The sequence below is a fragment of the Kordiimonas gwangyangensis DSM 19435 = JCM 12864 genome (assembly GCF_000375545.1).
Taxonomy (GTDB): domain Bacteria; phylum Pseudomonadota; class Alphaproteobacteria; order Sphingomonadales; family Kordiimonadaceae; genus Kordiimonas; species Kordiimonas gwangyangensis.
In genome coordinates this window covers 282719-308645 of the sequence record NZ_AQXF01000004.1, presented here as the reverse complement: position 1 = coordinate 308645, position 25927 = coordinate 282719, and the positions used below count along the sequence as shown (strand labels likewise).

The window sequence follows — 25927 nt, the reverse complement described above, 5'->3', positions numbered from 1 at the left end:
TATCAGGGAAATGTGGCAGTTAGCTGATCCCTTGCGACCGGTTGAGGGCTCTTTCAAGGTCACCCAGAATCTGCCGCCGTTCCTTATCGCTACCTGCCGCTTCAAGTCGGGCGCGCAAGTTCAGCGTGAGTTCCGCCAGATCATTATGCCAGTCAGAAGCACATACCGCTTCGGGTGGCAGCCGTTTGATCAAGCCTGTTCGTTTTGGTCTCGCCCCCACCCCATCAAGATCATAGTCGTCATCAAGCGCCGGAATGATGAGTAAGTCTTCGGGGAAACGTTCCACCAGCAGTGCCTCACGCATCGCTGACAGCGCTTCCGGATTCCCGTGCGTGAGAAACAGCGCGCGACGGACTGGTAGACGCTCCCTGATCCACGCCAGAATGCCGTCGTGATCGGCATGCCCCGAATAGGTATCAAGTGTCCGGATACGCGCCCTGACCTCGATGTCTTCACCCTGGATCTTCACGCGTTTTTTGCCTTGCTCGAGCAAGCGGCCCAATGTGCCTTCCGCCTGATACCCTACAAGCAGCACCGTTGACTGAGGGCGCCACAGATGGTTCATCAGGTGATGCCGGATACGACCAGCGTCACACATGCCCGACGCAGCAAGGATAATGGAATTGCCGCTGAAGCGCGCGATGGCTTTGCTCTCATCAACGGTTTCCGTGAAATGAAAACTGCTATGCTCGAACGGGGAGCGGCCCTTACCAATATCACGCAGGTCATCACGATGGTCCGAGAAGACAGATGTCACCCTGATTGCCAGCGGAGAATCCAGAAAAACGGGAACACTGGGAATATCGCCACGACCAAGGAGGTAGGCGATATCAAGCAGCAATTCCTGCGTGCGCTCCACCGCGAAGGCCGGAATGACAAGCGCGCCACCAGCCTTCATCGCAGCGTTGATCTCGCGCGCAAGCATGGCCCGCCGCTCCTCTGGTGGTACATTTTCCCTGTAGCGGCCTCCGTAGGTTGCCTCACAGATCAGAAAATCAACTTCGTTTGGAGCTTCCGGATCGGGATGAAAGAGCTTGTTGTCCGGCCCGATATCTCCTGAAAACAGAAACCGCTGCCGTCCTTCACCATCGCCCACTTCCAACTCAATGGAAGCGGCGCCAAGGATATGGCCTGCATTCCAGAACCGGGCCTGCACCCCTCCAAGATCAAGCCAATGCTCGTAATCAATCGTTCGAATTTGGCTGAGACATACCTCGACATCTTCAGCCGTGTAGATTGGCTCAACTTCCTCGTGCCCGCGCTGCCGGTTACGCCGGTTGAGACGGCCCACCTCCATTTCCTGAATGTAAGCACTGTCTGGCAGCATATAGGCAAGAAGGTCCCGCGTACCCGAGGTCATGTAAATCGGTCCGGTGAAACCATTTTTGGTCAGCTTGGGTAGCAAGCCGGCGTGATCCGTATGGGCATGGGTCAGGAGCACGAAATCAAGCTGTGCGGGGTCAAACGGAAATGCCCCGTAGTTGAGCTCCTTTAGGGTTTTTGGCCCCTGAAACATGCCGCAATCCACAAGGAATTGCTGTGTTTCCGTCCTGATCCAGTAGCACGAGCCCGTAACTGTACCTGCGGCGCCACAGAAGCGAATTTTAATGCCCATGATGAACCTCCTCCTCCAGCGCAGCAACAAATAGCGGCGTGAGGCTGAATGCGTTGCTGGGATGCTTGATGCTGCTGCTTGACCGTATTCGGGTCACGCCTGCTGCCTTGATTGCTTCCAGTGCTGTGTCATCCGCAAGCATATGAACCGCCGCCACCTCAATCCGGCTGGCCCCGGCGCGAGACAGAAGTTCAGCGCACCGACAGACGGTAGCACCGCTAGATATCAGGTCATCAACGATAACCACCGGGTGGCCTCGGACGGACGCCGCATTTTCAAGCGTAATTTCCACGTTTCTGTCACCGTGCCGAACCTTCTGCGCTATAAGATAGTCCGCCTCGGCCTGACTGGCAGCCTGCGATACCCATTGGCGAGATTCACTGTCCGGCCCGACAAGAATGACATTCCGCAGGCTGTCATCACCTGCGATCATTTCGCCAATGGCGGACGCGGCCGATAACACATCAGCCTGAATGCCAGGCATCACATCCGCAAGGGAAGAGACCCGGTGCAGGTGTGGGTCCACCGTGATCACACGATCAAAAAAGCGCGCCAACATTGCCCCGAAGACACGTTGGCTAACCGCTTCTCCTTCCGCGAAGGCCTTGTCTTGGCGCATGTAGCAAAGATAGGGGCATACCAGTACCACGCGGGAAGCGCCCCAGTCTCGCAATGCGGCTGCAGCCAGCAGGAGCGGCGTGATCTTGCTGTCAGGATGATCAAGCCCCGCAAACAGAATAGCGGTGCCTGCGACAGGTTCTATCCTCACCCGGCTCTCTCCATCCGGGAAGGCATGAATGTCCACGGCGTGAAGCTGCACCTGCAGGGCGGTAGCCAACTTGGCGGCTTCACTTTCATAGCCGGGGAAAGCATGCAGGCTGATGCCAGTCATCCCATATCCCCCACGATATAGCCGCTGCCTTCGGCGGCATAGGTCAGCGCAAAACCGAAGTCGGATTCGAAACATGCATGGATGCGGTAGAGCGGCTCCCCTTTTTCCACCGGATCACCGACTTTGCGAAACAGGTCGATACCCGCGCCCTTGTCAAGCGGGGCACCGGCGAGCCGGGCAAGCCTGTTCATCCTGAAACAATCAATTGCTTTCACAATGCCGGACCTGTCGGCACAGATATCCTTGACGAGTGCACCTGCCTTCGCGATTTGCTGTTGCCTGCCCTGTGCATCGATGATCCGGTTCATGGCTTTGAGCGCCTCGCCGCTTTCAAGAAGCTGCCGCGCCCTTGTATAGCCGGACCCGCCGCGCAGGCCGGGGTCATTTTCAATGAGGGCCCCGGCAAGTTGCAGCGACTTTTCCCGCAGGTCGGCAGGCGCGCCAGGCGCATTCGACAGCACAGCCATCACATCTCGCGCTTCAAGGACGGGGCCAATGCCGAATCCGATGGGCTGGCTACCGTCCGTCGTTACCACCTCGACCGATAAACCTACTTCCTGCCCAACGTATTCAAAGAGTTTGCGAAGGCGCATGGCATCCCCGTTACTATGCACCTTGGCGCTGCTTCCGACGGGGATATCAATCAGCAGATGGGTGGAGCCCGCTGACAATTTCTTGGACATGATGGAGGCAACCATCTGTTCGCGTGTATCGATCGACAACGGACGCTCGACAGAGATCAGCACATCATCAGCCGGCGACAGATTGACATGCCCACCCCAGACAAGACAGCCACCACAATCCTCGACCACACGACGCATAGCCTGCATCGACAGATCGACCTTCGCGAGAACTTCCATCGTGTCGGCCGTACCGGCGGGCGACGTTATGGCGCGCGACGAGGATTTCGGGATCGGCAAACCATGTGCGGCGACAATGGGAACAACAATCATTGAAGTACGGTTACCGGGGATGCCGCCAATACAGTGCTTGTCCACCACAATGGGAGCTTCCCAGTGCAACCGGTTGCCAACCTTTGCCATCGCCCGTGTCAGCGCCAGCATTTCTCCCGTTGTCATGAAACCGGCGGACGACACGAGGAAAGCAGCAATTTCCATTTCAGAGTACCGGTGCGCGGCAATGTCGGAAATGATGTCCTCAAGCTGGTGCGGCTCAAGCGTGTAACCGTGGATTTTCTGCCTTACATGATCCAGGCTTCGTGGTGGCTCGGCGGGCGCGATGCACACTTCCTCACCCTCAGAGGCCCCGAGCCTGCCATATGCCTGCTCAGACAGACCGAGTTCATCCGATGCGACAATGTTTTCGTCATCAACGATCATGAGTGATGCCAGAAGCCGCCCACCGTTATGGTGGACCTCAATCTTCTTGAAGGCCTGAAACTCTTCCGGTCGGTAAGCGACACAGTTCCGCGCCAAGAAGGCGACGTTCGCTCCCTGCGTATCAATGGCCACACGTTTGAGCTTCAGCATTACCAGTCATCCTCGCGAGTCAGGAAAACCATACCGGCACTGTGCCGGCTCTTCTTTGATGGAGATCAAGCCGGGGCCTGAAGTCCCGTTGCACCAGTCCCGTACCGGCCCCCAAGTTTGTTGAGCAAACTGTTCGCCTTCGAGATACGGGCAATGAGGCGATTGAGCGTGCTGACAATATCCAGCATTTCATTGGCAGCTGAAGGCGGCACATCCTGTGCGACAACGGCATGCAATATATCAGTCCTCAAGGCATGATAGCCACGTTTCACCTTACCACCGACGTGATCAGGCAGGGACGGCACTATCGGAACAGGCTGCATTCCCTCGCGCACAAGAAACCCCGCAACCTGATTGACATAACGTGTCGCTGCGCGGCGGACCTGGCTGTCTTCCAGCTTCACAATGGCAGCCCTGATCTGACACACCTCGCCTATAAAGTCCGTTGCCTCACGGTAATACTGAGCGATCCGCATAATCTCTCCCAGGTCATCGGCGGTCTCAGGGGTGACGTTGGTTCGCTGCACCCGGCCCACAAAGGCATAAACCTCCCTGACCAGCGCCCTTATGATCATGCGGCGGCTGCCAATATGCTTCAGATCCGGTTCGCCTTCGGCCAACGCCAGCATGGCCAGGTCAACCACCTTTTCGTCAATCCGTGCCACTTCCCGCAAAAGGGCCTGCAAAGCGAGGCCGGGGGTTTGTTGCAGCGTGTGGTCCAGATATCGCGGCTTCTGCTCGTCTTCTTCAATTGTTCGATAGCGCGTCTCCAGGAAGGCGGACAGGCGCGTCCGCATTGGCCAGACCAGAAGAACACCCAGTATATTGAAAGCGGTGTGGAATAAGGCGAGAAATACGGAGGTTTCCATCCATGTGCTGATGCTGTCCGCAAACGGCAACGCAAGCAACAGCAGGAGTGCCGCAACTCCGCCTGTGATGAGGTTGAAGAAGATGTGAGCAAGGCCCACCCGCCGGGCATTGGGTGTTGCTCCGACCGTCGCGAGCAACGCGGTCGAGGTCGTACCGATATTGGCTCCGACAATCATGGCAGCAGCGGTTGGCAAGAGAACAGCGCCGCTGCTGGCCGCTGTCAGCACCAGCGCAATCGCCGCGCTTGAGGATTGCGCAAGGACGGTGACAACAAACCCGAGCCCGATGCCAAGCAGTATCCCCCAGGAACCGAACTGATTGACAATCTGAAAGTTTACGAACGAGCCGAGGTCATTGAAGCCGGCTTTGAGGAAGTCGATGCCAAGAAAAAAGAGGCCGAACCCGGCGAGGGCGGTACCAAACCCGCCATAAGGTCGCTCGCCCGCAATCAACCTCACGATGACCCCGGCACCCACCATCAGAAGCGCCAAGGCAGCGATATCGAACTCGAAGCCAAGCACCGTAACAAGCCAACCGGTGATTGTTGTGCCGACATTGGTGCCAAAAATGACCGATATTGCCTGCGACAGAGTGATAAGGCCCGCGTTCACGAAGCCGATCGTCGCGATAGTAACCGCGCTTGACGATTGCACGATTGCCGTGACCGACACGCCGGAGATAAAACCCCGCCAAGCGGGTGTTGTGCTTCTTTTCAGGATGCCTGTCAGACGGTCACCTGCGGCAAGGCGCAACCCGTCCGTCATCAGGGCCAGCGCAAGCAGCAATAAGCCCAGCCCACCAATGAGTTGACCAACACCTGCAATACCCATATTGCCTCCCAGCCCAACTGACGCTCACATATCCACTGGACAGCATATACTTTCTGCCAGCGGCGCGCTTGAGCAAAGTCAAGCCATTGCCCTGCTTTTCTGCTAAAATACAGTTGATCAGGGTACCGGCCAATTCGGGCAAACCATACCCCTTGAGAGGAAAATGAGCGACGATCCATATAGTGTGCTGGGCGTCAGCAGGGACGCCTCCGACAAGGACATAAAGGCTGCCTACCGAAAGCTTGCCAAATCGCTTCACCCGGACCTCAATCCCGGAGACAAGGAGGCAGAAGCACGCTTCAAGGCGGTGTCGGCGGCCTACAATCTTTTGGGCGACAAGGAGAAACGGGCCCGTTTCGACCGTGGCGAGCTTGACGCCTCGGGAGCGGAAGCCCCACAAAATCCGTTTTATCGCCAGTATGCCGGCGGCGATGCACAGCATCACTATTATTCAAATCGCGGGTTTTCGGATTTTGGCGACGAAAGTGACTTCTTCTCTGATCTGTTTCGCCAAGCCAGCGAAGGAAGACACAGGCATGATGGCCGCACCCACCGGGGCAGAGACGTACGCTATCATCTCGCGATCGACTTTATTGACGCCGCCCTCGGCGTGAAACGCCGTGTGTCGATGCCCGACGGCATAACACTCGATATCACGATCCCGGCTGGTGTGTCGGAAGGGCAGACGCTACGCCTGAAGGGTAAAGGCATGCCCGGCCACAGCGGCGGGAACCCGGGCGATGCTTATGTAACGCTTGAAATTGCCGCCCATCCCCTTTTCAGGCGGCAAGGGCAGGATATTTATCTGGATCTCCCGATTACCATCGACGAGGCGGTTCTTGGCGGCAAGGTCACTGTCCCGACAATCCACGGCAATGTCTCCGTGCCAGTGCCCGCAGCTTCCAGTACCGGACGTACGCTTCGGCTCAAAGGCAAGGGTATAAAAGGCGGACATCAGTTTATCACCTTGAAGGTCATGCTGCCGGATACCGTCGATGACGAGTTGAAAGATTTCATGACCCGGTGGCGTGACAAACACCCTTATGACGTGCGGCAGGATATGGAGACAGGCGCATGAAAATCATGACCCAGACGGAGGTGATCCACCGGATTGAGAGCCTCACGGTCCGTCGTCTGAACCTGTATATCCGACAGGGATGGGTGGCACCGGCCACCACATCGGCGGAACAGCGGTTTTCTGAAATTGACGTTGCGCGTCTGCAATTCATTGAACACCTCCGCATGGACATGGCCATCAATGACGCGGCCGTGCCCGTGGTCCTCTCTCTTGTGGATCAGATTCACGGCCTGCGCCATCAGCTGAAAAGTATCGGCCAAGCCATCGAGCAGCAGGACCACGGTGTGCGCAAGGCCATTGTCGATGCGATCCGGGATGCGACAGGTGCCAATACGCAAGGATAATCAGCTCAAGCGACCTTTTTATTGACGCCAATGGTCAAGGCCATTCTGGCGGGACAGCAGATAGCGCGGAAAACACATGCCCAACCAACCTGATATTCCCACACAGAAGTCGGTCCACCAGAACCAGAGCAGCGATACCGACCCTGCTGTCGGCCTGAGCGATAGTGAGGTCATCCGGCGGCGCCAGCTATATGGACCCAATAGCCTCAAACCACCGACAGCAACCGCGTGGTGGGGAATTCTCGCCTCCCAGTTTAAAAGCCTACTGACGCTCATTCTTCTTGGTGCAGCCGGACTGGCTGCATCTTTTGGCGATATCTCCGAGGCGGTTGCTATTCTTGTGGTTGTCCTCTTCAACGCGGCGGTCGGATTTATTGCCGAAAGCCGGGCCACGCGTGCAATGGACGCGCTCAGGCAGATGGGCCGGGCGGCGACCCGGGTGCGGCGCGGCGGCCACATCCTCACAATCGCCGATGAAGAACTCGTGCCGGGCGATATTGTGCTGCTGGAGGCGGGAGACGTCGTTACAGCCGACCTCAGGCTGGTCGACTGCAATCATATGCAATGTGATGAGTCCATGCTTACCGGGGAATCTGTCCCGGTGGACAAGGAAGCAATTTCCAACACCGGCGCGCCGCAAGACCTCAAGACCGCAACTGCCTGGAAGGGTACTTTCGTCACTAGGGGCTCTTGTGTGGGGCTGGTCATTGCCACAGGCATAAAAACCGAACTCGGCCAGATTGCTGAAGTGACCGATACCGCGGAGGGCGCCACTTCACCGCTTGAGCGGCGTCTGCAGAAACTGTCGGAACATCTGCTGCTGGCGGTTCTTGCACTGATTTTGATACTGACCATCTCGGGCGTCCTTGCTGGCCGAGACATCATGCTGATGGTCAAAACCAGCATTGCCCTTGCCGTGGCCGCCATCCCTGAGGGCCTTCCTATTGTTGCAACGCTCGCGCTGGCACGCGGCATGTCGAAGCTCGCTGCGCGGAATGCCCTGATAGAACGTCTATCGGCCGTGGAAACTCTGGGGTCCGTGACCGTTATCATCACTGACAAGACCGGGACACTGACGGAAAATAAAATGACCGTCACGACCCTTGCAACTCCGGACAGGCCAGATGAAAACAATCTCGAAAAGCCGGAAGCTTATGGAGTAAGAGCACTCCGGGTCTGTGCCTTGTGCTACAGTGGCGATAACGCAGACATGCTGCGCGACCCGATGGAGAAAGCCCTGGTGGAGGCCGCGCGGACCGCGGACATGGTCCCGCGCGAAATGGAGTTGGCCTACCCCCGCATAGCCGAGCACGCATTCGACCCCGCCATACGCATGATGGCAACGGTGCATCGTGATGGTGCCGGCCAGTATCTGTATGCCATCAAGGGGGCACCTGAAGCCGTGCTGGCCAGTGTAACCTGCTATAACGGCGCGCCCATCAAGCCGGAGATCAAACAACACTGGCTTGACCAGATGGGCAACATGGCACGACGCGGCCTCCGGGTGCTGGCACTTGCGGACAAGCTCGTTCCCGCCAACAGTGAGGCACCGTTTGAAAACCTCGAGTTCCTTGGCCTTGTGGGACTTGAAGACCCTCCCCGTGCGGATGCCGCCCAGGCCGTGCGAGCTGCGCAAGCCGCAGGCATCCGGGTTGTTATGGCAACCGGTGACAGCATGGAAACAGGGCAAAGCATCGCACAGGCCGTGGGCATTAGCGCACCAGACACGATGCCGGTTCTCACGGGAGAACACGTACGGCAAATAGCTGCCGATGGAAATGCGCAACCAACCGCCATTTTCAACACCCAGGTGTTTGCCCGCATGAGCCCGGGTGAGAAACTGACCCTGATCGACTTTCATCAGCGAAACGGCGCCGTGGTTGCCATGACCGGCGACGGTGTCAACGATGCTCCGGCCCTCAAAAAAGCGGACGTCGGCATCGCGATGGGAGAACGCGGCACAGAGGTGGCCAAGCAGGCCGCGGATATGATCCTCAAGGATGACTCTTTTTCTTCAATTGTCGTGGCCATTCAGCAAGGCCGGATAATCTTTGCCAATATCCGCAAGTTTGTCATCTACCTGCTGTCCTGCAACCTGAGCGAAATACTGGTTGTTGCCGCTGCCATACTGCTCGGCATGCCGTTGCCACTGCTTCCGCTACAAATCCTTTTCCTCAATCTGGTGACGGATGTTTTCCCCGCGCTCGCGCTCGGGTTCAGCTCAGGCGACGCTGAAATATTGCAGCGACCACCACGTCCCAAATCCGAAGGCTTGATAGGCGCTCGCCATTGGCAGGCCATTGTTGCCTATGCGGGACTTATGGCGGCCTGCGTCATCGCTGCGTTCGTCTGGGCACTCGGGCAGGAGAATACGGGCGTAGCCTATGCGAATACCGTCGCGTTTCTCTCCCTTGCGCTCGGGCAACTCTGGCATGTATTCAATATGCGAAGCAGGAAGGCGCTCCTTCTGGACAATCAGATTATCCGCAACAAACTTGTCTGGGCCGCTATCGGCCTGTGTCTCGGGTTAATCGCAATAGCGCTGTCATGGTCCCTGATACGAGATGTATTGCAGCTTCAACAGCTTGATGCCAAGGGCTGGGCCGTGGTCGCCGCCGCAAGCCTGGGCCCTCTCATATTTGGCCAAGCCGCAAAGGAACTAAATACAAAATTCAGGCGCGCCCGTGGTTGACCGGAATCCATATGCGGAAGCCACCATATGATCTCATACTCATACATACTGGCCGGCGGCCCAGCCGCTGGCCCATGCCCACTGGAAGTTATAGCCACCCAGCCAGCCGGTGACATCCACACTTTCACCGATGAAATAGAGGCCGGGTTGCGCTTTCGCTTCCATGGTTTTGGAGCTGAGGCAGTCTGTATCCACACCGCCGCGCGTCACTTCGGCTTTTGCGAAACCTTCGGTGCCAGCGGGCACAACCTCCCAGGCACCAAGACGGGCCGCGATCACTTCAAGTGTCTTGTTGGAGAATGACGCCATGATACCCGGCCAGCTCTCGGCAATTGCGTCCGCAAGCCGGGTCGCGAGCTTTTCAGCGAGGATGGTTTTGAGCGCAGCCTTTGGTCGGCTGTCCCGGACGTCTTTGAGCCAGCCAAGCACGTCCGCTTCATCCGGCAACAGGTTGATGGTCACCGCCTCGCCTGCGTGCCAGTAGCTGGAGATTTGCAGGATCGCGGGGCCAGAGAGGCCGCGGTGTGTGAACAGCAGCGCTTCGCGGAAACTGGTCTTGCCACAAGACACCATACTGTCAGCCGCGACACCGGCCAGCGGCTTCATGAACGCAAGGTCATGGTCCTTGAAGGTAAAGGGCACAAGCGCGGGTTCAGGCGTCACGACCTTCAGGCCAAACTGGCGCGCCACATCATAGGCAAAGCCGGTTGCGCCCATTTTGGGGATGGAGAGACCGCCGCTGGCGACCACCAACTTAGAGGCACTGATCACCCCTTCGCTGGTGGTAAGCTTGTAGCGCCCGTCCTCAAAACGCACAGACCTAGCCGCCACGCCGGTGCGCACCACAGCACCCGCTTCAGCGCATTCATCCAGCAGCACCTTGAGGATGCGGCCCGCGCCCTGGTCACAGAAAAGCTGGCCGAGGGTCTTCTCGTGCCATGTCACGCCGTGACGCGCGAGCAGGTCCATAAAGTCCCATGGTGTGTAGCGGCTGAGTGCGGATTTGGCGAAGTGCCGATTCTCACTCAAATAGGCCGCGGCAACCGCGTCCTGATTGGTAAAATTGCAGCGCCCTCCGCCTGAGATGAGAATCTTGGCGCCCGGCTTCTTGTTGTGTTCGAGCAGCAGGGTCTTGCGCCCTCGTGCAGCGGCCGTTGCCGCGCACATAAGGCCCGCCGCGCCGCCCCCAATCACAACCACATCCTGCATTTCTGCTGCTGCTTCAACCATAAGGGTATAATCCATTCTGCAAGAGCCACTACCCCGCACTTTCCGGCGATAAATATAGAAGGATAATGTTGATAACAAGAATTCTGGCGTTACTATCGCGTGCAGGGGGAAGTGGCATCCACAAATGTCACCCAATATGATGCATCTTTAAGTTTCGTTAACCGTGCTATGCAATCTATTGAACGAGTTAGCTGGAATTCTTAAAGCTGAATGCGCTGAAACACGAGGGGCTCACCAACAATGGCCGCGCTTAGTAATATTTTGCAGAACAAATTCTTCTCCATCCGCAACATGCTGCTCATCGTTACCGCAGCACTTATGGTGATTGTCATCACGCTCACGTGGCTCCGTATGGACCAGGCGCTTGAGAACAGCGCCCGCGCTGAACGCTCAATGACGGTAAACGCGTTGATTGACGACATTGTCCAGATGAAGCTGGCGCTGAGTGACGAACGCGGTGCGACCTATTCATCTTATGGCTCACCATCGCCGGCGTCTGATGATTTTGAGAAAATCATCAAGAACAATCGCCGCGTCATTTCCGCTGCACATGATAATATCATCAGCAAGCTGGCCACCTTGCAGGAGACCGAGCCATTTGACGGCAAGAACGTAAACGAATCTATCTACGAAGCTGTGAATGCGCGCTTTGAAGAAACCAAGCAGAAGTTCAGCGATCTTTACAGCAAATACGAATCCCAGCTTGATACCATCGACGCTGACCTCGGCAAGATGGAAGGCTCGCGCGAACTGAATGGCCGCAGCGCCACCAACGTCATGACAGACCTTGTTGAGGCCGCAGCCAATATTCGTACAGCGCTTGAAGAAAACTACGATTTTGGCGACGACCGCATTTCGCAGGTTATCCGTCTCAAGCACCAGCTTTGGCTGATGCTGGAATATGCCACCCGCGAGAGCGCGTCCCTTGGTGAGAACGTTGCCTCCGGTGAGCCGATTTCCTCGATCAAACGTGACCAGGGCTCGCGCTACGGCGGTTACGGCCAGGCAGCATGGGCACAGGTTACCGGCATCGCGCGCTCGGTCTCCTTCGCACAGGAAGACACCACACCAGCATCGCGTGACGCCCAGATTGAGCAGATCCAGAAAGTCTTCTTCAACGACTTTGAGCTGACGCGTTTCGACCTTTATGACCTTTCGGACGAGGCTGAGCCGAATGACGAAGGCAAAACCGTGGTTGACTACGGCATTACGCCGATTGAGTGGGTACGCCTCGCTGAAACGGCTGCGAAGCCGGTGATGAACATGAACAACTACGCGCAGGAGCTCTCGCGGGCACTGAACCAATCTGCGGTTTCATCGGCCACGGCCAACGTATCCTTCGCCATCTTCCTGATGGTGTTTGTACTGGGCATCGGCGGTGTGGCTGTATGGGTTGTGATGTTCAAGGTGGTTCGCCCAGTGAACGCCCTGTCCGACACCATGATGGTACTTTCGAACGGCAACCTCGATGTGGAGGTCCCCTACACCGAAGGTGGCGACGAAGTGTCCGACATGGCGCGTTCGGTGCAAATCTTTAAAGAGAATGCGATCGAACGTCAGGAACTTGAAGCCAAGCAGCGCGAGCAGGAAGAAGAGCAGCGCATTCGCGAGGAAGAGGAAGAGCGCCAGCAGCGCGAGCGCGAGGAAAAGCAGCGCCAGCGCGAACAGGAACGCGAAGAGAAGGCCCGCGAGGAACGTCGCGCCGCCATGCTTGACCTCGCTGACAAGTTCGAAGCTTCGGTTATGGCTGTGGTGCAGGGTGTATCCAACTCGGCGTCCGAGATGGAGCGCGCGGCGCGCGGCATGGCTGAAACCGCTGACGACACGTCCAAGAAGTCGGAAGTTGTGGCGAACGCCGCTCAGCAGGCCAGCTCGAACGCCCAGATGGTGGCATCGGCTGCAGAAGAGCTTTCGGCCTCGGTTCGTGAGATCACCGGCCAGACCAACCAGTCCTCCGCATCTGCCCGTGACGCAGTGAACCGTACCGAGAACGCGGGCAAGGACGTTGCCGAGCTCGTGGACGCGGCGCAAAAGATCGGCGACGTGGTCAAGCTCATCAACGATATTGCCGAGCAGACCAACCTTCTCGCGCTCAACGCCACCATCGAGGCGGCACGTGCGGGTGACGCCGGTAAAGGCTTCGCTGTCGTGGCTTCCGAAGTGAAGTCGCTCGCAAACCAGACCGCAAAAGCCACGCAGGAAATCAGTGAGCAGGTGGAAGGCATGCAGCAGGCCACTAACCTCGCCGTACGCGCGATGGACGAGATCAAGGGCATCATCGGTGCCATCGAGTCCACGTCCGTCTCCATCGCATCAGCGGTTGAGCAGCAGGACGCCAGCACGCAGGAAATTGCGCGCAACGTGGCCGAAGTGTCGACCGGTACGGAAGAAGTGACGTCGAACATCCACGCGGTGAACGAAGGCGCGACCTCTACCGGCTCCGCCGCGACGGAAGTACTGTCCGCAGCCCAGCTCCTGACCCAGCAGTCGGACGAGCTGCGTGGTCAGGTAGAAGCCTTCCTGCGCACCATCCGCGAAGAAGACTAACATCGGGCGCCGGGCCAGCTGCCCGGCACCAACAACGAATTTCAAGGGCCTCTCCGGAGGCCCTTTTCTTTTATGGGATGGCCGCCACTGTCGAGCGCGGAGCCTATGACAGGCATGAAAAAGGCCCCTCGCGGGGCCTTAAACGCATTCTCGAACCGGGTTAGCCCCTTATTGCAGACGCCACGCAATGGGGATAACGAATGTCAGGTTACCGTCCGGCAGGCTGGCTGGCGGCGCCGGCAGCGGATCGAGCTTTTCCATCATCTTCGGGATTACCTTGTCGAGCTGGTCTTCACCGCTCGGTTCCGTAATCTCGAACGAGAGGATCTTGCCACTGCGGTCAATCGAGACCTGCACCTTGGCACTACCCTCAATTTCACGCGCGATTGCCGAACGCGGATAAATATGCGTCTTGATAATCTGCTTGACGATCTCGCGTTGCCAATCCTGAATATCGTCTGCGAATACCGGTGTGGCAGTCGCTACGAACGCCAGTGATAGAGCTGCGCCCATGGCAAGCCGACATTGCCGTGAAATGCTGCTCATCAAAACCCCAAATACCATCCCATCTTCCTCCGATTTTTGCTCCCGGGACCAAGTTTACTAAGAATCCAGTAAAAACTGTGATAATAATTATAGTTAATCCCACGTTAAGGTTATCACGCACCTTAAGCGATTGTCACGCCTGTGATTTCACACTGTGGGTTTTGCCTTCCCTGTCCCCTGCCAACCAGCATAGAACTGTTGTCACGTATTGGTCAAATTCCCGCTTGCCTTTGCATCCAACATGGCTATAGTGCGCCCCGACCCGGATGTAAGCAGGACAGTTTTCCGGGGCTGCCTTTGTACGGAGCCGTGGCCGAGCGGTTTAAGGCGCACGCCTGGAAAGCGTGTTGGGGTCCTGCCCCTCGAGGGTTCGAATCCCTCCGGCTCCGCCATCTACCATCAGCAAATTTATCATAGTGCTTGTACGATGCCGGTGCGGCTCTGCGTCGCCTCCTGAGCCTTCTGGCCGCTTTGGCAACAGGCGCAAAAAAAGGCGCGGAAGGTGCCGCGCCTTTTCATCAGTTGGGTGCGCCCTGACGGGCACGCACATCAGTTCGTATAATAGTTGCTCTTGCCACCATAATAGTAACCCTGGTCGCCATACCCGTAGCCACGGTGGCGCTTCACGTCTACCTGGGTCAGCACGGCACCCGCAAGCGGTACACCGGTCTGCTGCAGCTGCTTGACGGCGGTCTTGACGATGCCCTTAGCGGTCGAAGCCCACTGCACCACAAACATGATGCTTTCAGCATATTTGGCGATGATCATGGCGTCCGAGACTGCCATGATCGGCGGTGTATCGATGAGCACAAGATCATACTGCTTGCGCGCTTCACTGAGGAAGGACTGGAACTCAGGCGCCGCAAAACGCTTCTGCGGGTTTTCTTCCTTGTCGGTCCAGAGCACATGGATACCGCTCACGTCATCGGCATAGATACTGAGGCCAGCCGGGATCGGCTCACGCGACAGCACGTCATTAAGGCTCACAAAACTGCCCTTCTCAAGGCCGAGGCGTTTGCGCAGTACCGGGCGGCGCATATCAGCTTCGACGACCAGTATCTTGAGACCGGTGCGGCCGAGAATATGCGCCAGGCAGAGCGTCGCGGTCGACTTGCCCTCACCCGGGATTGAGGAGGTCACGGCCAGAACCTTCGGCGTCGCGCCCCCCGCACCACTGAACATCAGGGACGCATGGATACTTCGGTGCGCTTCGGCAAACGAAGACGACGGCTTCGAGATGATATATTTCTCCGGACCACCGCTTTGCAGCACGGCCTTGCCCACAAGCGGAATCATGCCGAGCGGACGCAGGTTCAGGTCCTGCTTCAGGTGTTCCGGGCTGCGGTAGCCGTTATCAAGCGATTCCATCAGGAAGGCGAGCGCTACACCGGCGCCAAGGCCGATGACGGCGGCAACCACCATGATGATGCGTTTCTTCGGGAAGGACGCATAAACCGGCACATCCGCCTTCGAGATGATCCGCGCGTCAGCCTGTTGCATACCGTCCGAGCTCGACGTTTCCTTGAAACGGGTCAGGAAGGTCTGCAGCAGCAAGCGGTTGGCTTCGGCCTCGCGGTCCAGTTCGCGCATGCGCACCTGGGCGCGGCTGTTCTTGAAGCTTTCCTGCTTGAGGGCTTCGAGGTTCTGCTCCAGCGTCGTTACGCGGATGGCAGCCACCTCGGCTTCACCACGGATACCAGCAACAATCTTGTCGATCTCAAGCGAGATTTTGGTTCTTACGTCAGCAAGCTCGGCTTCCACATTCATCATGCGCGGGTGCTTGGGGCCATAGCGCGTGGCAAGCTCGGCGCGGCGGCGGCGTACTTCCGATTCCTGTTCTTTCAAGCGCTGGATCAGCGGGCTTTGCACCACCTCGAGCAGGCCGGATTCCTCGACCGTACCGTCAACGATATTCTGCTCGATCTGGCGTTCGCGCGCCTCGATGCGGGCGAGATCGGTGCGGGCCGTCACAAGCTGAGTGTTTAGCTGCGCCAGCTGCTGGTCATTGACGAGGCCCGCAGACTGAGTCTGGATCAGTTGGTTTTCTTCGCGGAACTGCTGAGCTTCCTGCTCGGCAAGGCGCACTTTTTCACGCAGTTCAAATACCCGCTCATTAAGCCATTCGTTCGCGCGCTCGGTGGCTTCGAACTTCACCTCAAGCTGATCGGTCAGGTACAGGTTGGCGAGGCCGTTTGCGATTTTCGCCGCCTTTTTGGGGTCAGCAGATTCGACAGCGACCTCAAGCGTATAGGAGCGCGGCGGGTTCGCCACGGTCATTTGCGAGAGCAACTGGTCAACCACACGGGCGCGGGTTGCCTGGGCTGCTTCTTCCGGCGACTGTTCAGCCTTGCGGCGGCCAAAAATAGCAGCGCTCCACTCGTCCGGCAGGTAAGTGAAGGGATTAATAGCCTGGAGGAAGCCACGACCTTCCCGCAGCTCAGCATTGAACTCCGGATCATTGACGAGGTTGACATCATCCACGAGCTTGCCAACGAGGCGGCGGCTCTGGAGCACGTCAATCTCGGTCTTGATCGCCGCCTGGTCGGTGCCAAGACCGGACATCACCGCTTCAAGGTCCACAACCCTGTTCTGGCGAGTCTCGATCGCCAGCATGGCCTTCGCGGTGTAGCGCGGCGTCAGCTGGAACACCACAATGGCGGACATCACAATGGTGATGAGCGCTACGTTGAAAATGATCCATTTGCGGCGCCACAGAACAAGGAGGAACGCGCGAACATCAATGACATCGCTGTCGCCGTTGTCCTGCATTTGTGCAGGCTCAATACCTTGCTGACGCTCGGTGGTGTGATTGTCGTACATGATCAAAACCCAGTCAGGTACCTAGAAGAACCGCTCCGGTACACGAATAATATCGCCGGGCATTACAAGCGTTGTATCGCCGACATCAATCTTTTTCTCAGCGCCGTCTACCTTGCGCGTGATAACGATTTTCTTCTCGTTGGCGCGGTAGGTAAAGCCGGACGCGAGTGCAATAGCATTCAGAACAGTCATGCCGTTGACATACGGGTAGCTGCCAGGCTGTTTCACTTCCCCCAGAATATAGAAGGGGCGATAATTCAGCACTTCGATGCTGACACGGGGATTGACCAAATAGCCATCCGCCAGCTTTTCGCTGATCAGGCGCTCGGCTTTCGCCACGTCACGCCCGCCAATCGTCACGGGACCAATAAGCGGAATGCCAACAACGCCGGAGCCGTCCAGCTCAAACTCGCCCGAGAGGTCTTCCTCGCCGTACACGATCACCCGGATACGGTCACCCGAACCCAGTTCATATCGCTGTACGTCCAGCTGCGGCACAGCCGTGTCCTGTGCAGCAGCACTTGTGGCGAGCCCCGTAAGGCTCGCCACAATCATCATGATAACAATCTGAAATCTACGCATCCGCTCTACCAACCGTAACTTGAAAACTATCAGTTCGAGCGGCGAGTATACTTACCATTGACCAGTAAGGCCAACCATAAACGAATGGCGAGTATAATCCTGCCCCTGGATGGAGCTGTTGCGGTAGTCGAGGTTGTAGCCTGCGTTCACGTTCATGTTGCGGCCAACCAGATATTTGAAGCCAACACGACCCTTCAGGACATCATCTTCACGGGTGATGCGCTGATAATCCATTTTGGTGTAACCGCCTTCAGCCATCAGGAGAACGTTACGACGCAGCTCGTGCTCAGCACGGAGCGAGATTGCCGTGGAAACGTAACCGGATGCGAAGACTTCGCTGCCACCGATTTGCTCGGAGAGCGTGGATTCTTCGATCGAACGGTCAACCGACGCACGGAAGGAGGTAAGGCCGGTTGCGTTCCAGAGGAGCGCAGCACCGAACTTCACACCGTCAGTGGTGTCGAGGGTAGCAGAGTCATAAGACCGCTTCATGTAACCGCCGTAGAACTCACCCTTTGCTTTACCGGTGAGATCGAAGGCTGCACCACCCACAACTTCGTAACCGTCAGAGTTACGGTTCGGGCCACCATCTTCGGTCGAATCGTCGTATTTGATACGGTCTGCGGTCAGGCGAACAAACGCCTCGTAACCGTCAGAAAGCTCGTAACCTACACGGACAATACCCTTGAAACGCTCACGGTCACGGTCATCGTTGTTGATAGCCGGGCCACCGCCTACACGTTCGCTGTCCTGGAAGTTGCGGTTGGTGTATTCACCGTCAACCGCGAAGGACAGTACGGATACGTCACGCTTGAAGCCGATTCCCGCGGTCAGCACGTCAAAGAAGACCTGCTCAGCAGCCGCACCCGGCGAATCAGCAGCACCACGGTCTTCGTGACCACGGTTATAGGATGCATTTGCATGAATGTCGGTGCCGTAGGAGATGTCCTTACGGCCGTTCATGCCAACGCTGTAATCTTCAAAGTTTTCCGAACCGTTATCAAGGTAACGGCCCACATCAGCTTTTGCTTCGAGCGCGAAAAAGCTGCTGTTCCAGTCAGACACAAGGTTGAAGGAAGGCTTCACGGAGACGATGAAATCGTCGGTCACGTTGCTTTCTTCAGCATAGATGTTGGACTTGTAAGCCGCCTCAACAGTTGCTTTCGGATAGAAAAGGAAGCTGCCGGTGCGAACACCTGGGGCATCATAATCAGGCCGTGCACGGTCATAAACGGACTTAACCTGGTCGCCTTCCGCTGCTGCATCCTGGCCGTATGCGGCCGGTGTCAAGGCAGTAGCACCCAAGAGAAGCGCGCCCATAACAATGGTTTTTTGATTTTTCATCTATCATACCCCGATTTGGTAGAAGCGCGCGAAAATACGGGAGCGCACCAGATAATTGAAACTTTGGACAATATACATATAACGGCAAACTTTTGGCTGCCACCATAAAGCTAACCGAAGTACCTGAAAACAATAATAGTTTCGAATGTGTCGTTAGTGCAACACTAATTTAATTAGGTTGTGCTTATGAAGCGCACTTCATTGCCGTTAAGTGCACTAGCCGACAGAACGCCCGTGGCGAAGGCCCCGGTATCAAGCGCAATACGGTTACCAAAGTGCGCCGCTTCCGGCACGCCGGAGTGGCCGTGCACCACACACACACCGTGATCTTCTGCTGAAAGCGTAAAATCCTGCCGAATGGTGGTCATGTCAAACCGGTCTTGCATCTCGGCCGGCAGGCCGGGGCGAATGCCCGCATGCACAAAGAAATAGTCCCCCTTGCGCCAGCTTACCGGCAGGCTTTCAAGGAACCGCCGGTGTTCAGCCGGGAATACCCGCATGAATTTGTCAGATGCCGCGATCACATCGCCGCCAATCTCCGGCGAATGAATGTCAACACCGTAACTTGCCAGCGCCGCCGCGCCACCAACACTGAGCCACATGCCGCCCATCATCGGGTCATCGATGAACTGGAGCATGAGGTCCTCGTGGTTGCCGCGCAGGAAAATGGGGGTCATGCCCTCGGGCTGGTAGGTGATGAGGAAATCAAGCACCTCGCGGGACTGAAAACCGCGGTCAACATAGTCGCCAAGGAAAACAACATAGGTTTCCTTTACCCCCCAATAGGTGGTGCGGTCCTCATCAATACGCTCAAGTAGATCAAGCAGCAGGTCGAGCCGGCCGTGAATGTCGCCGATGGCGTAAACCAGAACACCGTCCGGCAGGCTCCAGGAAAAGGAGGCGGGGTCAAGCGCATGGCCCGGCAGACCAAAACCATGGTCGCTGTCGCGCGCGTCAAGGCCCATCATCTTTTTCAGGAAGTTAAGCACGTTACCTCATCAGCCATATGGCGACCGCCCGGCGGCCAAATACCACGGACGACATACCAACAAAAAAGGCGAAGGTCACTATCCTTCGCCTTCCTGCAAATTCTTGTGCGGGCCGAAGCCCGGCAGCATTGCATTAGGTCGGGCTGCCCGACTGGTTCGGGTTCTCGATCACGATAGGAATGTCCCCCGTGCCAGAGGTGTCGCCGCCAACAACCACAACCGTGCGGGTAGAGGTGCGGCGCACCGTCTGAGCGTTATTCACAGTCTGGGTCGAACCGGTCTGCTGCTGACCGCCGTTGCTGGCCGTATAGTACTGCTGCGTGGCAGTCGAGGCGTTGCTGGCAACGCCCGTCTGGATCGACGCGGCGGCAGGAATCGCATTCGGGTTAGTGCTATCGTTCATAGCAACAACCGCAGCCTTGGCCGACTCGCCTACACTGGATTCCACCGTGCTGTCCGCAGCAGAAACTGAAGGGTCAGCCGCAAGGACGACCGCGATGTTTACCAGCGTCGCGGAACTGTTCGGGTCTGTGCCCGCAAGGTTCGCACCCATCGTCGCAATGTTTTTCACCACCGCCGCAACCATGGCCGCCTTGCCTTGGCGAACCTTCAGCGCAACAAGGTTTTTGATCTGATCGGTCTGGCCAGCTTGTGCCAGTGCGATAATCTGGGCTTGAAACTGGTTCTGCTCCACTTGCGCCGAAACGGCTTGCGCCTCAGCAGCCGGGGCGAAAACCGGCGATACAGCCGGGAGAGTGGCCACAAGGCCAAAAGCTGCAACCAAAATTGCCAAACGCATAATTTTGCTCCATCAACTTCACCGGCGGAACTTTCCAAGTCATACGATGGAATGGCCGCGGCACATAAAATTCATACTTAAGGTCCCACATACAAACCTGTGAGTCAAAAGTAAATTTGGCAGTTCGCGTATAAACTGCAACTTCCCCGCGTCGTGGTGCCATAATGCCACAATTGGCCCAACGATAATTTTGGCAACTGCCCATATACACTGGCGCGGAAATCATTTTAGGTCTAAAATAAATATAGTACCAGCATCGCGGGAGGGAAAGCCGTATGGACAACCAGCAAAACCATGTGCTTATCACCGGCGGCGGGTCCGGCATCGGGCTGGCCACCGCGCGGACATTCGTGAATGCAGGCTACCGGGTCACGCTCGCCGGTCGGAATCGAAACCGGCTTGACGCCGCCATAAGCCACCTGCCCGGTGCTAGCGCGCTGCCGCTTGACGTTACCGATGAAGCTGCGCTCACCATCGCCTTCCAGAACCTGGCGTCTGAGGGCAATATGCCCGATATACTTATTAATAATGCAGGCGCCGCCAAAACCGCGCCCCTGCACCGCACCAGCCTTGATGACTGGAACGCCATGCTGGCTGTGAACCTGACGGGCGCTTTCCTCTGTGCCCGCGCCGTGGTGCCGCACATGAAAGAACAGGGCTTTGGCCGCATCATCACTGTTGCCAGCACGGCGGGGCTGAAAGGCTATGCCTACACAGCCGCCTACACCGCCGCCAAACACGGCGTGATTGGCATGACGCGTTCGCTCGCGCTTGAACTGGCCGGCTCCGGCGTGACCGCCAATGCGGTATGCCCCGGTTTCACCGACACGGATATCGTCAGCACCTCCGTCGCCAATATCGTTGAGAAAACCGGCCGCAGCGCGGAGGACGCCGTGAAGGAACTCACCAAACACAGCCCCGAAGGCCGCCTCATCCGCCCCGAAGAAGTGGCGGACACCATCCTGTGGCTCGCACGCGCTGAGGCCGCCGCCATGAACGGGCAAGCCATCGCCGTCGCGGGCGGAGAAGTGATGTAACACCATCCCCCACTTACCCCGCTTGATGCGGATTTAATTTAGTGCTAAAATAAATTTCAAATGGCGGAGGGAGAGAACAGATGGCGCATCATCCGGGTATCAGCACGGCGCAGCAACAGGCGCTCAGGAGCTGGCTCAGGCTGCTCGGCTCCTCGAATGCGATCCGCAAGGTGCTGACCGCGCGCATGCAGGCCGCGCACGGCGTGTCGCTCTCACGCTTTGATATTCTCGCCAACCTCTACCGCGCACCAGAGGGCGGTGTGCGCCTCTCGGACCTCTCGAAACAGCTCATGGTCTCAAACGGCAATGTCACGCAGGTGATGGCACCTTTGATGAAAGAAGGCCTCGTGGAGCGCAAGCCCTGCGCGGATGATGCACGCGCCGCCGTCGCACGCCTGACCGCCGAAGGCCGCGCCACATTTGAAACAATGGCAAGCGAACATGCCGCCTGGGTCGAGGATATTTTCACTCCCCTCACAGTGGCAGAGCAGGAAAACCTCCTCACCCTCCTCGACAAGCTGGGCACCCATGCGGCAGCCGGGCACAGCAGCGAATAGCGCATAAGGACACAAACGATGGACCCCAAAAGCTTCAAACCGAAACACTTCCTGTGGGACTTCAAGGACGGTGTGGCCACCGTCACCCTCAACCGCCCGGACCGCATGAACCCGCTGACATTCGAAAGCTACGCCGAACTCCGGGACACGTTCCGGGGCCTCGTTTATGTGCCTGAGGTCAAGGCCATCATCATGATGGGCGCAGGCGGCAACTTCTCCTCGGGCGGTGACGTGCATGAGATCATCGGTCCGCTCGTCAAGATGGACATGCCCGACCTCCTCAAGTTCACTCGCATGACCGGCGATCTCGTCAAAGCCATGCGCGGCTGCCCGCAGCCGATCATCACCGCCGTGGACGGCATCTGTGTCGGCGCAGGGGCAATTATCGCCATGGCGTCCGACCTGCGCTTCGCCACCAAAGACGCCCGCACCGCTTTCCTCTTCAACCGCGTTGGCCTCGCAGGCTGCGACATGGGCGCGTGCGCCATCCTGCCGCGCATCATCGGTCAGGGCCGCGCGTCCGAACTGCTTTTCACCGGTCGCACCATGAGTGCGGAGGAAGGCGAGCGTTGGGGCTTCTTCAACCGCATCATCGAGAAAAGCAAACTGCGCGCGGAAGCCGAGGATATGGCATCGCGCCTCGCATCCGGTCCTACCTTCGCGAACGGCATGACCAAAAACCAGCTGAATATGGAATGGGACATGAGCCTCGATGCCGCGATTGAGGCTGAAGCGCAAGCGCAAGCCATCTGCATGCAAACGAAGGATTTTGAGCGCGCCTACCATGCCTTTGTGAACAAACAAAAACCGGTATTCGAGGGTGACTGATGGCAAGCATTCCCGCAGATAAAAGCTATTTGAACTGGCCCTTTTTCGACGACCACCACCGTGTGCTCGCGCGCGAGCTGGATGCCTGGGCGGCAGAATACCTGCCCCCCATTGTGGACAGCGACCACGCCCATGCGGACGTGGACAGCACCTGCCGTATCCTTGTGCATACGCTTGGTGCCGGTGGCTGGCTGCGCTACGCGGTGCCAAAGGCCTATGGCGGCATGCATGAGGGGCTTGATGTGCGTTCGCTTTGCATCATCCGCGAAACGCTCGCGCGCTATTCCGGCCTCGCCGACTTTGCTTTTGCGATGCAGGGCCTTGGCTCTGGCGCGATCACGCTCGCGGGCAGTGAAGAGCTCAAGGCCGAATACCTGCCGCAGGTAGCATCGGGCCAGAAGATCGCCGCCTTTGCACTCACCGAACCTGAGGCCGGGTCGGATGTCGCGCAAATCGCCGCCAAGCTCAAGGAGCGCAAATCCGGCGGCTATAAGCTGAAGGGTGAGAAGACCTATATCTCAAATGGCGGCATCGCAGACTTTTACTGCACCTTTGCCCGCACCGGCGAAGCGCCGGGCGCGCGCGGCCTGTCCGCCATCGTGGTCGATGCCGACACGCCGGGTTTCTCCATCAAGGAACGCATCGAGGTGATCGCGCCGCACCCGCTTGGCCGCCTCGCCTTTGATGGCTGCGAACTGGACGCGGGCAAGCTGATCGGCAAGCGCGGTGAAGGCTTCAAGCTCGCGATGGCAACGCTTGATATCTTCCGCTCCACCGTGGGGGCTGCAGCCCTTGGTTTCGCCCGCCGTGCGCTGGCCGAGGCCATCGGCCGCACCAAAAGCCGGCAGCTGTTCGGCGCGCCGCTTGCGGACCTGCCGATCACACAGGAACGGCTGGCCGAGATGGCGCTTGATATCGACGCCAGCGCGCTGCTGATTTACCGCGCGGCTTGGACCAAGGACAGCGGCGCACCGCGTGTGACGCGCGAGGCCGCCATGGCCAAGCTTCACGCCACCGACAGCGCACAAACGGTCATCGACAAGGCGCTGCAGATGTTCGGTGGCATGGGCGTGACCAAAGGCGTGAAAGTGGAAGAACTGTACCGCGAGATCCGCGCGCTCCGCATTTATGAGGGCGCGTCCGAGGTGCAGAAACTGGTGATCGCACGGCAATTGCTCGCGGACTGATACCCGCGTCACAAGCATGAAGGGAGGGGAGCCCGGGAGCATGTACAGATCAGCGCATATCGACACCTTCACGCGGGACAACCTGCCGGATGAGAGCCTGTGGCCCGAGCTGAGGTTCGACCTGGCCGCGCTTGCCTACCCTGAGAGGGTGAACGCTGCCGATGTGCTGCTGAAGTCCGGCAAGCCGGAAGACCCTGCCATCATCTGGACCACAGGCCGCTGGACCTACGCGGAACTGACGGCCACCGTCAACCGCATCGCCCGCGTGCTCACGGAAGACATGGGCCTTGTGCCCGGCGGCCGCGTGCTTTTGCGCGGCCGCAACACGGCGATAATGTATGCGGCCTGGTATGCCATCATCAAGGCGGGTGGCGTCGCGGTTGCCACCATGCCGCTGCTGCGCGCGCCCGAGCTTGTCAAAATCTGCAACAAGGCGGAGATCACGATCGCGCTTTGTGAAAACGCGCTGATGGATGAACTGTCGGCCGCCGCGAAGCTTACGAACCAGCCCCTCAAGGCGTTCGGCTTTGGTGACGAGGGCGCGGCGCTTGAAGCGCATATGGCCAGCAAAGCCGATGACTTTGACGCCGTCGATACCGCGCAGGACGATGTGGCGCTTCTGGCCTTCACGTCCGGCACCACGGGTGAGCCCAAGGCTTGCATGCATTTCCACCGCGATATCCTTGCAATGGCGGACGCTTATGCCGCCAATATCCTCGCGCCCCGAAGCACGGACGTGTTCACCGGCTCACCACCCATTGCTTTCACCTTCGGGCTTGGCGGCCTTGTGGTCTTCCCGGCGCGGTTTGGCGCCGCCACCGCCCTGCCCGCCGGCCCGACGCCCGAAGCGCTCCTGGATATTATCGAGCATGCTGGCGTGACCATGCTGTTCACCGCCCCCACCGCCTACCGCGCGCTGATGGGCAAACTGAAGGGGCGGGATATCTCCACCCTCCGCCGCTGTGTCTCGGCGGGCGAAAGCCTGCCGGAAGCCACATGGCAGGCGTGGTTCGAGTGCACCGGCCTCAAGCTGATGGACGGCATCGGCGCGACCGAGATGATCCATATTTTCATCGCCGCGACCGAGGGCGAGATTCGCCCGGGTGCCACCGGCAAACCGGTGCCCGGCTATACGGCTTGTGTGCAGGACGAGAGTGGCAAAATCCTCACCCCGCCCGCAACAGGCCGCCTCGCCGTGCGTGGGCCGACCGGCTGCCGCTATATGGCCGACGCCAGACAACAGAAATATGTGCAGAACGGCTGGAACATCACCGGCGACACCTATTATATGAGCGAGGACGGCTATTTCACCTTTGTCGCGCGGTCTGACGATATGATCATCTCATCCGGCTACAACATCGGCGGGCCTGAGGTGGAAAGCGCGCTGCTGACCCACGATGCGGTTGCGGAATGTGCGGTCATCGGCGTGCCAGATGCCGCGCGCGGCCAGATTGTAAAGGCCTTCATTGTGCTGCGCCGCGGCGTGGACGAGAGCGATGAGCTCAAGGAAGCGCTGCAGCACCATGTGAAGGCCACCATCGCGCCCTATAAATATCCGCGCGCGATTGAGTTTATCGATGAGCTACCGAAAACCCAGACCGGCAAACTGCAGCGCTTCAAACTGAAAGAGGCACCGCGCAATTAGCGGTG

General features: G+C 58.1%; 20 protein-coding genes and 1 tRNA gene. 10 read left to right on the top strand and 11 right to left on the bottom strand.

From position 1 onward, the window contains the following. Nucleotides 1-19 precede the first annotated feature (19 nt). From B150_RS0112970 to B150_RS20985, 4 genes are all read right to left on the bottom strand, one after another. The gene (locus B150_RS0112970) at nt 20-1615 is read right to left on the bottom strand and encodes an MBL fold metallo-hydrolase (RefSeq protein ID WP_020400367.1); all 1596 of its coding nucleotides are present in this window, start codon (nt 1613-1615) and stop codon (nt 20-22) included. Beyond that, nucleotides 1605-2507 (bottom strand): ribose-phosphate diphosphokinase, encoded by a 903-nt coding sequence (locus B150_RS0112965; RefSeq protein ID WP_020400366.1) that lies wholly within the window; start codon nt 2505-2507, stop codon nt 1605-1607. The genes B150_RS0112970 and B150_RS0112965 overlap by 11 nt, the downstream gene beginning before the upstream one ends. Next, complete coding sequence (locus B150_RS0112960; RefSeq protein ID WP_020400365.1) at nt 2504-3997, bottom strand: thymidine phosphorylase family protein; 1494 nt, start codon at nt 3995-3997, stop codon at nt 2504-2506. Before B150_RS0112960 ends, B150_RS0112965 begins: the two co-directional genes overlap by 4 nt. 65 nt (nt 3998-4062) lie before the next feature. After that, complete coding sequence (locus tag B150_RS20985) at nt 4063-5697, bottom strand: Na/Pi cotransporter family protein (RefSeq protein ID WP_020400364.1); 1635 nt, start codon at nt 5695-5697, stop codon at nt 4063-4065. A gap of 163 nt (nt 5698-5860) precedes the next feature. Here B150_RS20985 and B150_RS0112950 point away from each other — a divergent pair, with 163 nt between their 5' ends. From B150_RS0112950 to B150_RS20975, 3 genes are all read left to right on the top strand, one after another. Further along, complete coding sequence (locus B150_RS0112950) at nt 5861-6775, top strand: DnaJ C-terminal domain-containing protein (RefSeq protein WP_020400363.1); 915 nt, start codon at nt 5861-5863, stop codon at nt 6773-6775. Next, nucleotides 6772-7119: a chaperone modulator CbpM gene (locus B150_RS20980; protein WP_020400362.1), complete on the top strand. Its 348-nt coding sequence runs from the start codon at nt 6772-6774 to the stop codon at nt 7117-7119. The genes B150_RS0112950 and B150_RS20980 overlap by 4 nt, the downstream gene beginning before the upstream one ends. A 76-nt stretch (nt 7120-7195) precedes the next feature. Continuing rightward, entirely contained in the window at nt 7196-9811 is a 2616-nt protein-coding gene (locus B150_RS20975; protein WP_020400361.1) for a cation-translocating P-type ATPase, read from the top strand. A 39-nt stretch (nt 9812-9850) separates the two neighbouring features. Here B150_RS20975 and B150_RS0112935 read toward each other — a convergent pair whose 3' ends face one another. Beyond that, nucleotides 9851-11056, bottom strand: coding sequence for a BaiN/RdsA family NAD(P)/FAD-dependent oxidoreductase (locus B150_RS0112935; RefSeq protein ID WP_020400360.1), 1206 nt, complete (start codon nt 11054-11056; stop codon nt 9851-9853). Between the two features lie 225 nt (nt 11057-11281). On the opposite strand from B150_RS0112935, the gene B150_RS22470 reads away from it, so the two are divergent. Further along, entirely contained in the window at nt 11282-13588 is a 2307-nt protein-coding gene (locus B150_RS22470; RefSeq protein WP_020400359.1) for a methyl-accepting chemotaxis protein, read from the top strand. A 168-nt stretch (nt 13589-13756) separates the two neighbouring features. On the opposite strand, the gene B150_RS20965 is transcribed toward B150_RS22470, so the two are convergent. Next, nucleotides 13757-14134: a TonB family protein gene (locus B150_RS20965; protein ID WP_238322630.1), complete on the bottom strand. Its 378-nt coding sequence runs from the start codon at nt 14132-14134 to the stop codon at nt 13757-13759. Between the two features lie 303 nt (nt 14135-14437). On the opposite strand from B150_RS20965, the gene B150_RS0112920 reads away from it, so the two are divergent. Beyond that, nucleotides 14438-14526: transfer RNA gene (locus B150_RS0112920), tRNA-Ser, on the top strand. A 157-nt stretch (nt 14527-14683) separates the two neighbouring features. Here B150_RS0112920 and B150_RS0112915 read toward each other — a convergent pair. The 5 genes from B150_RS0112915 to B150_RS0112895 all read right to left on the bottom strand — a co-directional run bounded on the left by B150_RS0112915 (nt 14684) and on the right by B150_RS0112895 (nt 20668). Beyond that, nucleotides 14684-16954, bottom strand: a complete 2271-nt coding sequence (locus B150_RS0112915; protein ID WP_020400357.1) for a GumC family protein — start codon at nt 16952-16954, stop codon at nt 14684-14686. 21 nt (nt 16955-16975) lie between these two features. Continuing rightward, nucleotides 16976-17536 (bottom strand): polysaccharide biosynthesis/export family protein, encoded by a 561-nt coding sequence (locus B150_RS0112910; RefSeq protein WP_155860054.1) that lies wholly within the window; start codon nt 17534-17536, stop codon nt 16976-16978. Nucleotides 17537-17587: 51 nt separating this feature from the next. Continuing rightward, nucleotides 17588-18880, bottom strand: a complete 1293-nt coding sequence (locus tag B150_RS0112905) for an outer membrane beta-barrel protein (protein WP_020400355.1) — start codon at nt 18878-18880, stop codon at nt 17588-17590. Between the two features lie 173 nt (nt 18881-19053). After that, on the bottom strand, nt 19054-19869 hold the full coding sequence (locus B150_RS0112900; protein WP_020400354.1) for a metallophosphoesterase: 816 nt from the start codon (nt 19867-19869) through the stop codon (nt 19054-19056). A 133-nt stretch (nt 19870-20002) separates the two neighbouring features. Further along, nucleotides 20003-20668 (bottom strand): hypothetical protein, encoded by a 666-nt coding sequence (locus B150_RS0112895; RefSeq protein ID WP_020400353.1) that lies wholly within the window; start codon nt 20666-20668, stop codon nt 20003-20005. Between the two features lie 275 nt (nt 20669-20943). On the opposite strand from B150_RS0112895, the gene B150_RS0112890 reads away from it, so the two are divergent. From B150_RS0112890 to B150_RS0112870, 5 genes are all read left to right on the top strand, one after another. Beyond that, entirely contained in the window at nt 20944-21705 is a 762-nt protein-coding gene (locus tag B150_RS0112890; RefSeq protein ID WP_020400352.1) for an SDR family NAD(P)-dependent oxidoreductase, read from the top strand. 80 nt (nt 21706-21785) lie between these two features. Then, nucleotides 21786-22262, top strand: a complete 477-nt coding sequence (locus B150_RS0112885) for a MarR family winged helix-turn-helix transcriptional regulator (RefSeq protein WP_020400351.1) — start codon at nt 21786-21788, stop codon at nt 22260-22262. A gap of 18 nt (nt 22263-22280) precedes the next feature. Then, on the top strand, nt 22281-23090 hold the full coding sequence (locus tag B150_RS0112880; RefSeq protein WP_020400350.1) for an enoyl-CoA hydratase family protein: 810 nt from the start codon (nt 22281-22283) through the stop codon (nt 23088-23090). Continuing rightward, on the top strand, nt 23090-24277 hold the full coding sequence (locus B150_RS0112875) for an acyl-CoA dehydrogenase family protein (RefSeq protein WP_020400349.1): 1188 nt from the start codon (nt 23090-23092) through the stop codon (nt 24275-24277). Before B150_RS0112880 ends, B150_RS0112875 begins: the two co-directional genes overlap by 1 nt. 40 nt (nt 24278-24317) lie before the next feature. After that, the gene (locus B150_RS0112870; protein ID WP_020400348.1) at nt 24318-25922 is read left to right on the top strand and encodes an AMP-binding protein; all 1605 of its coding nucleotides are present in this window, start codon (nt 24318-24320) and stop codon (nt 25920-25922) included. The last annotated feature ends 5 nt before the right edge of the window (nt 25923-25927 follow it).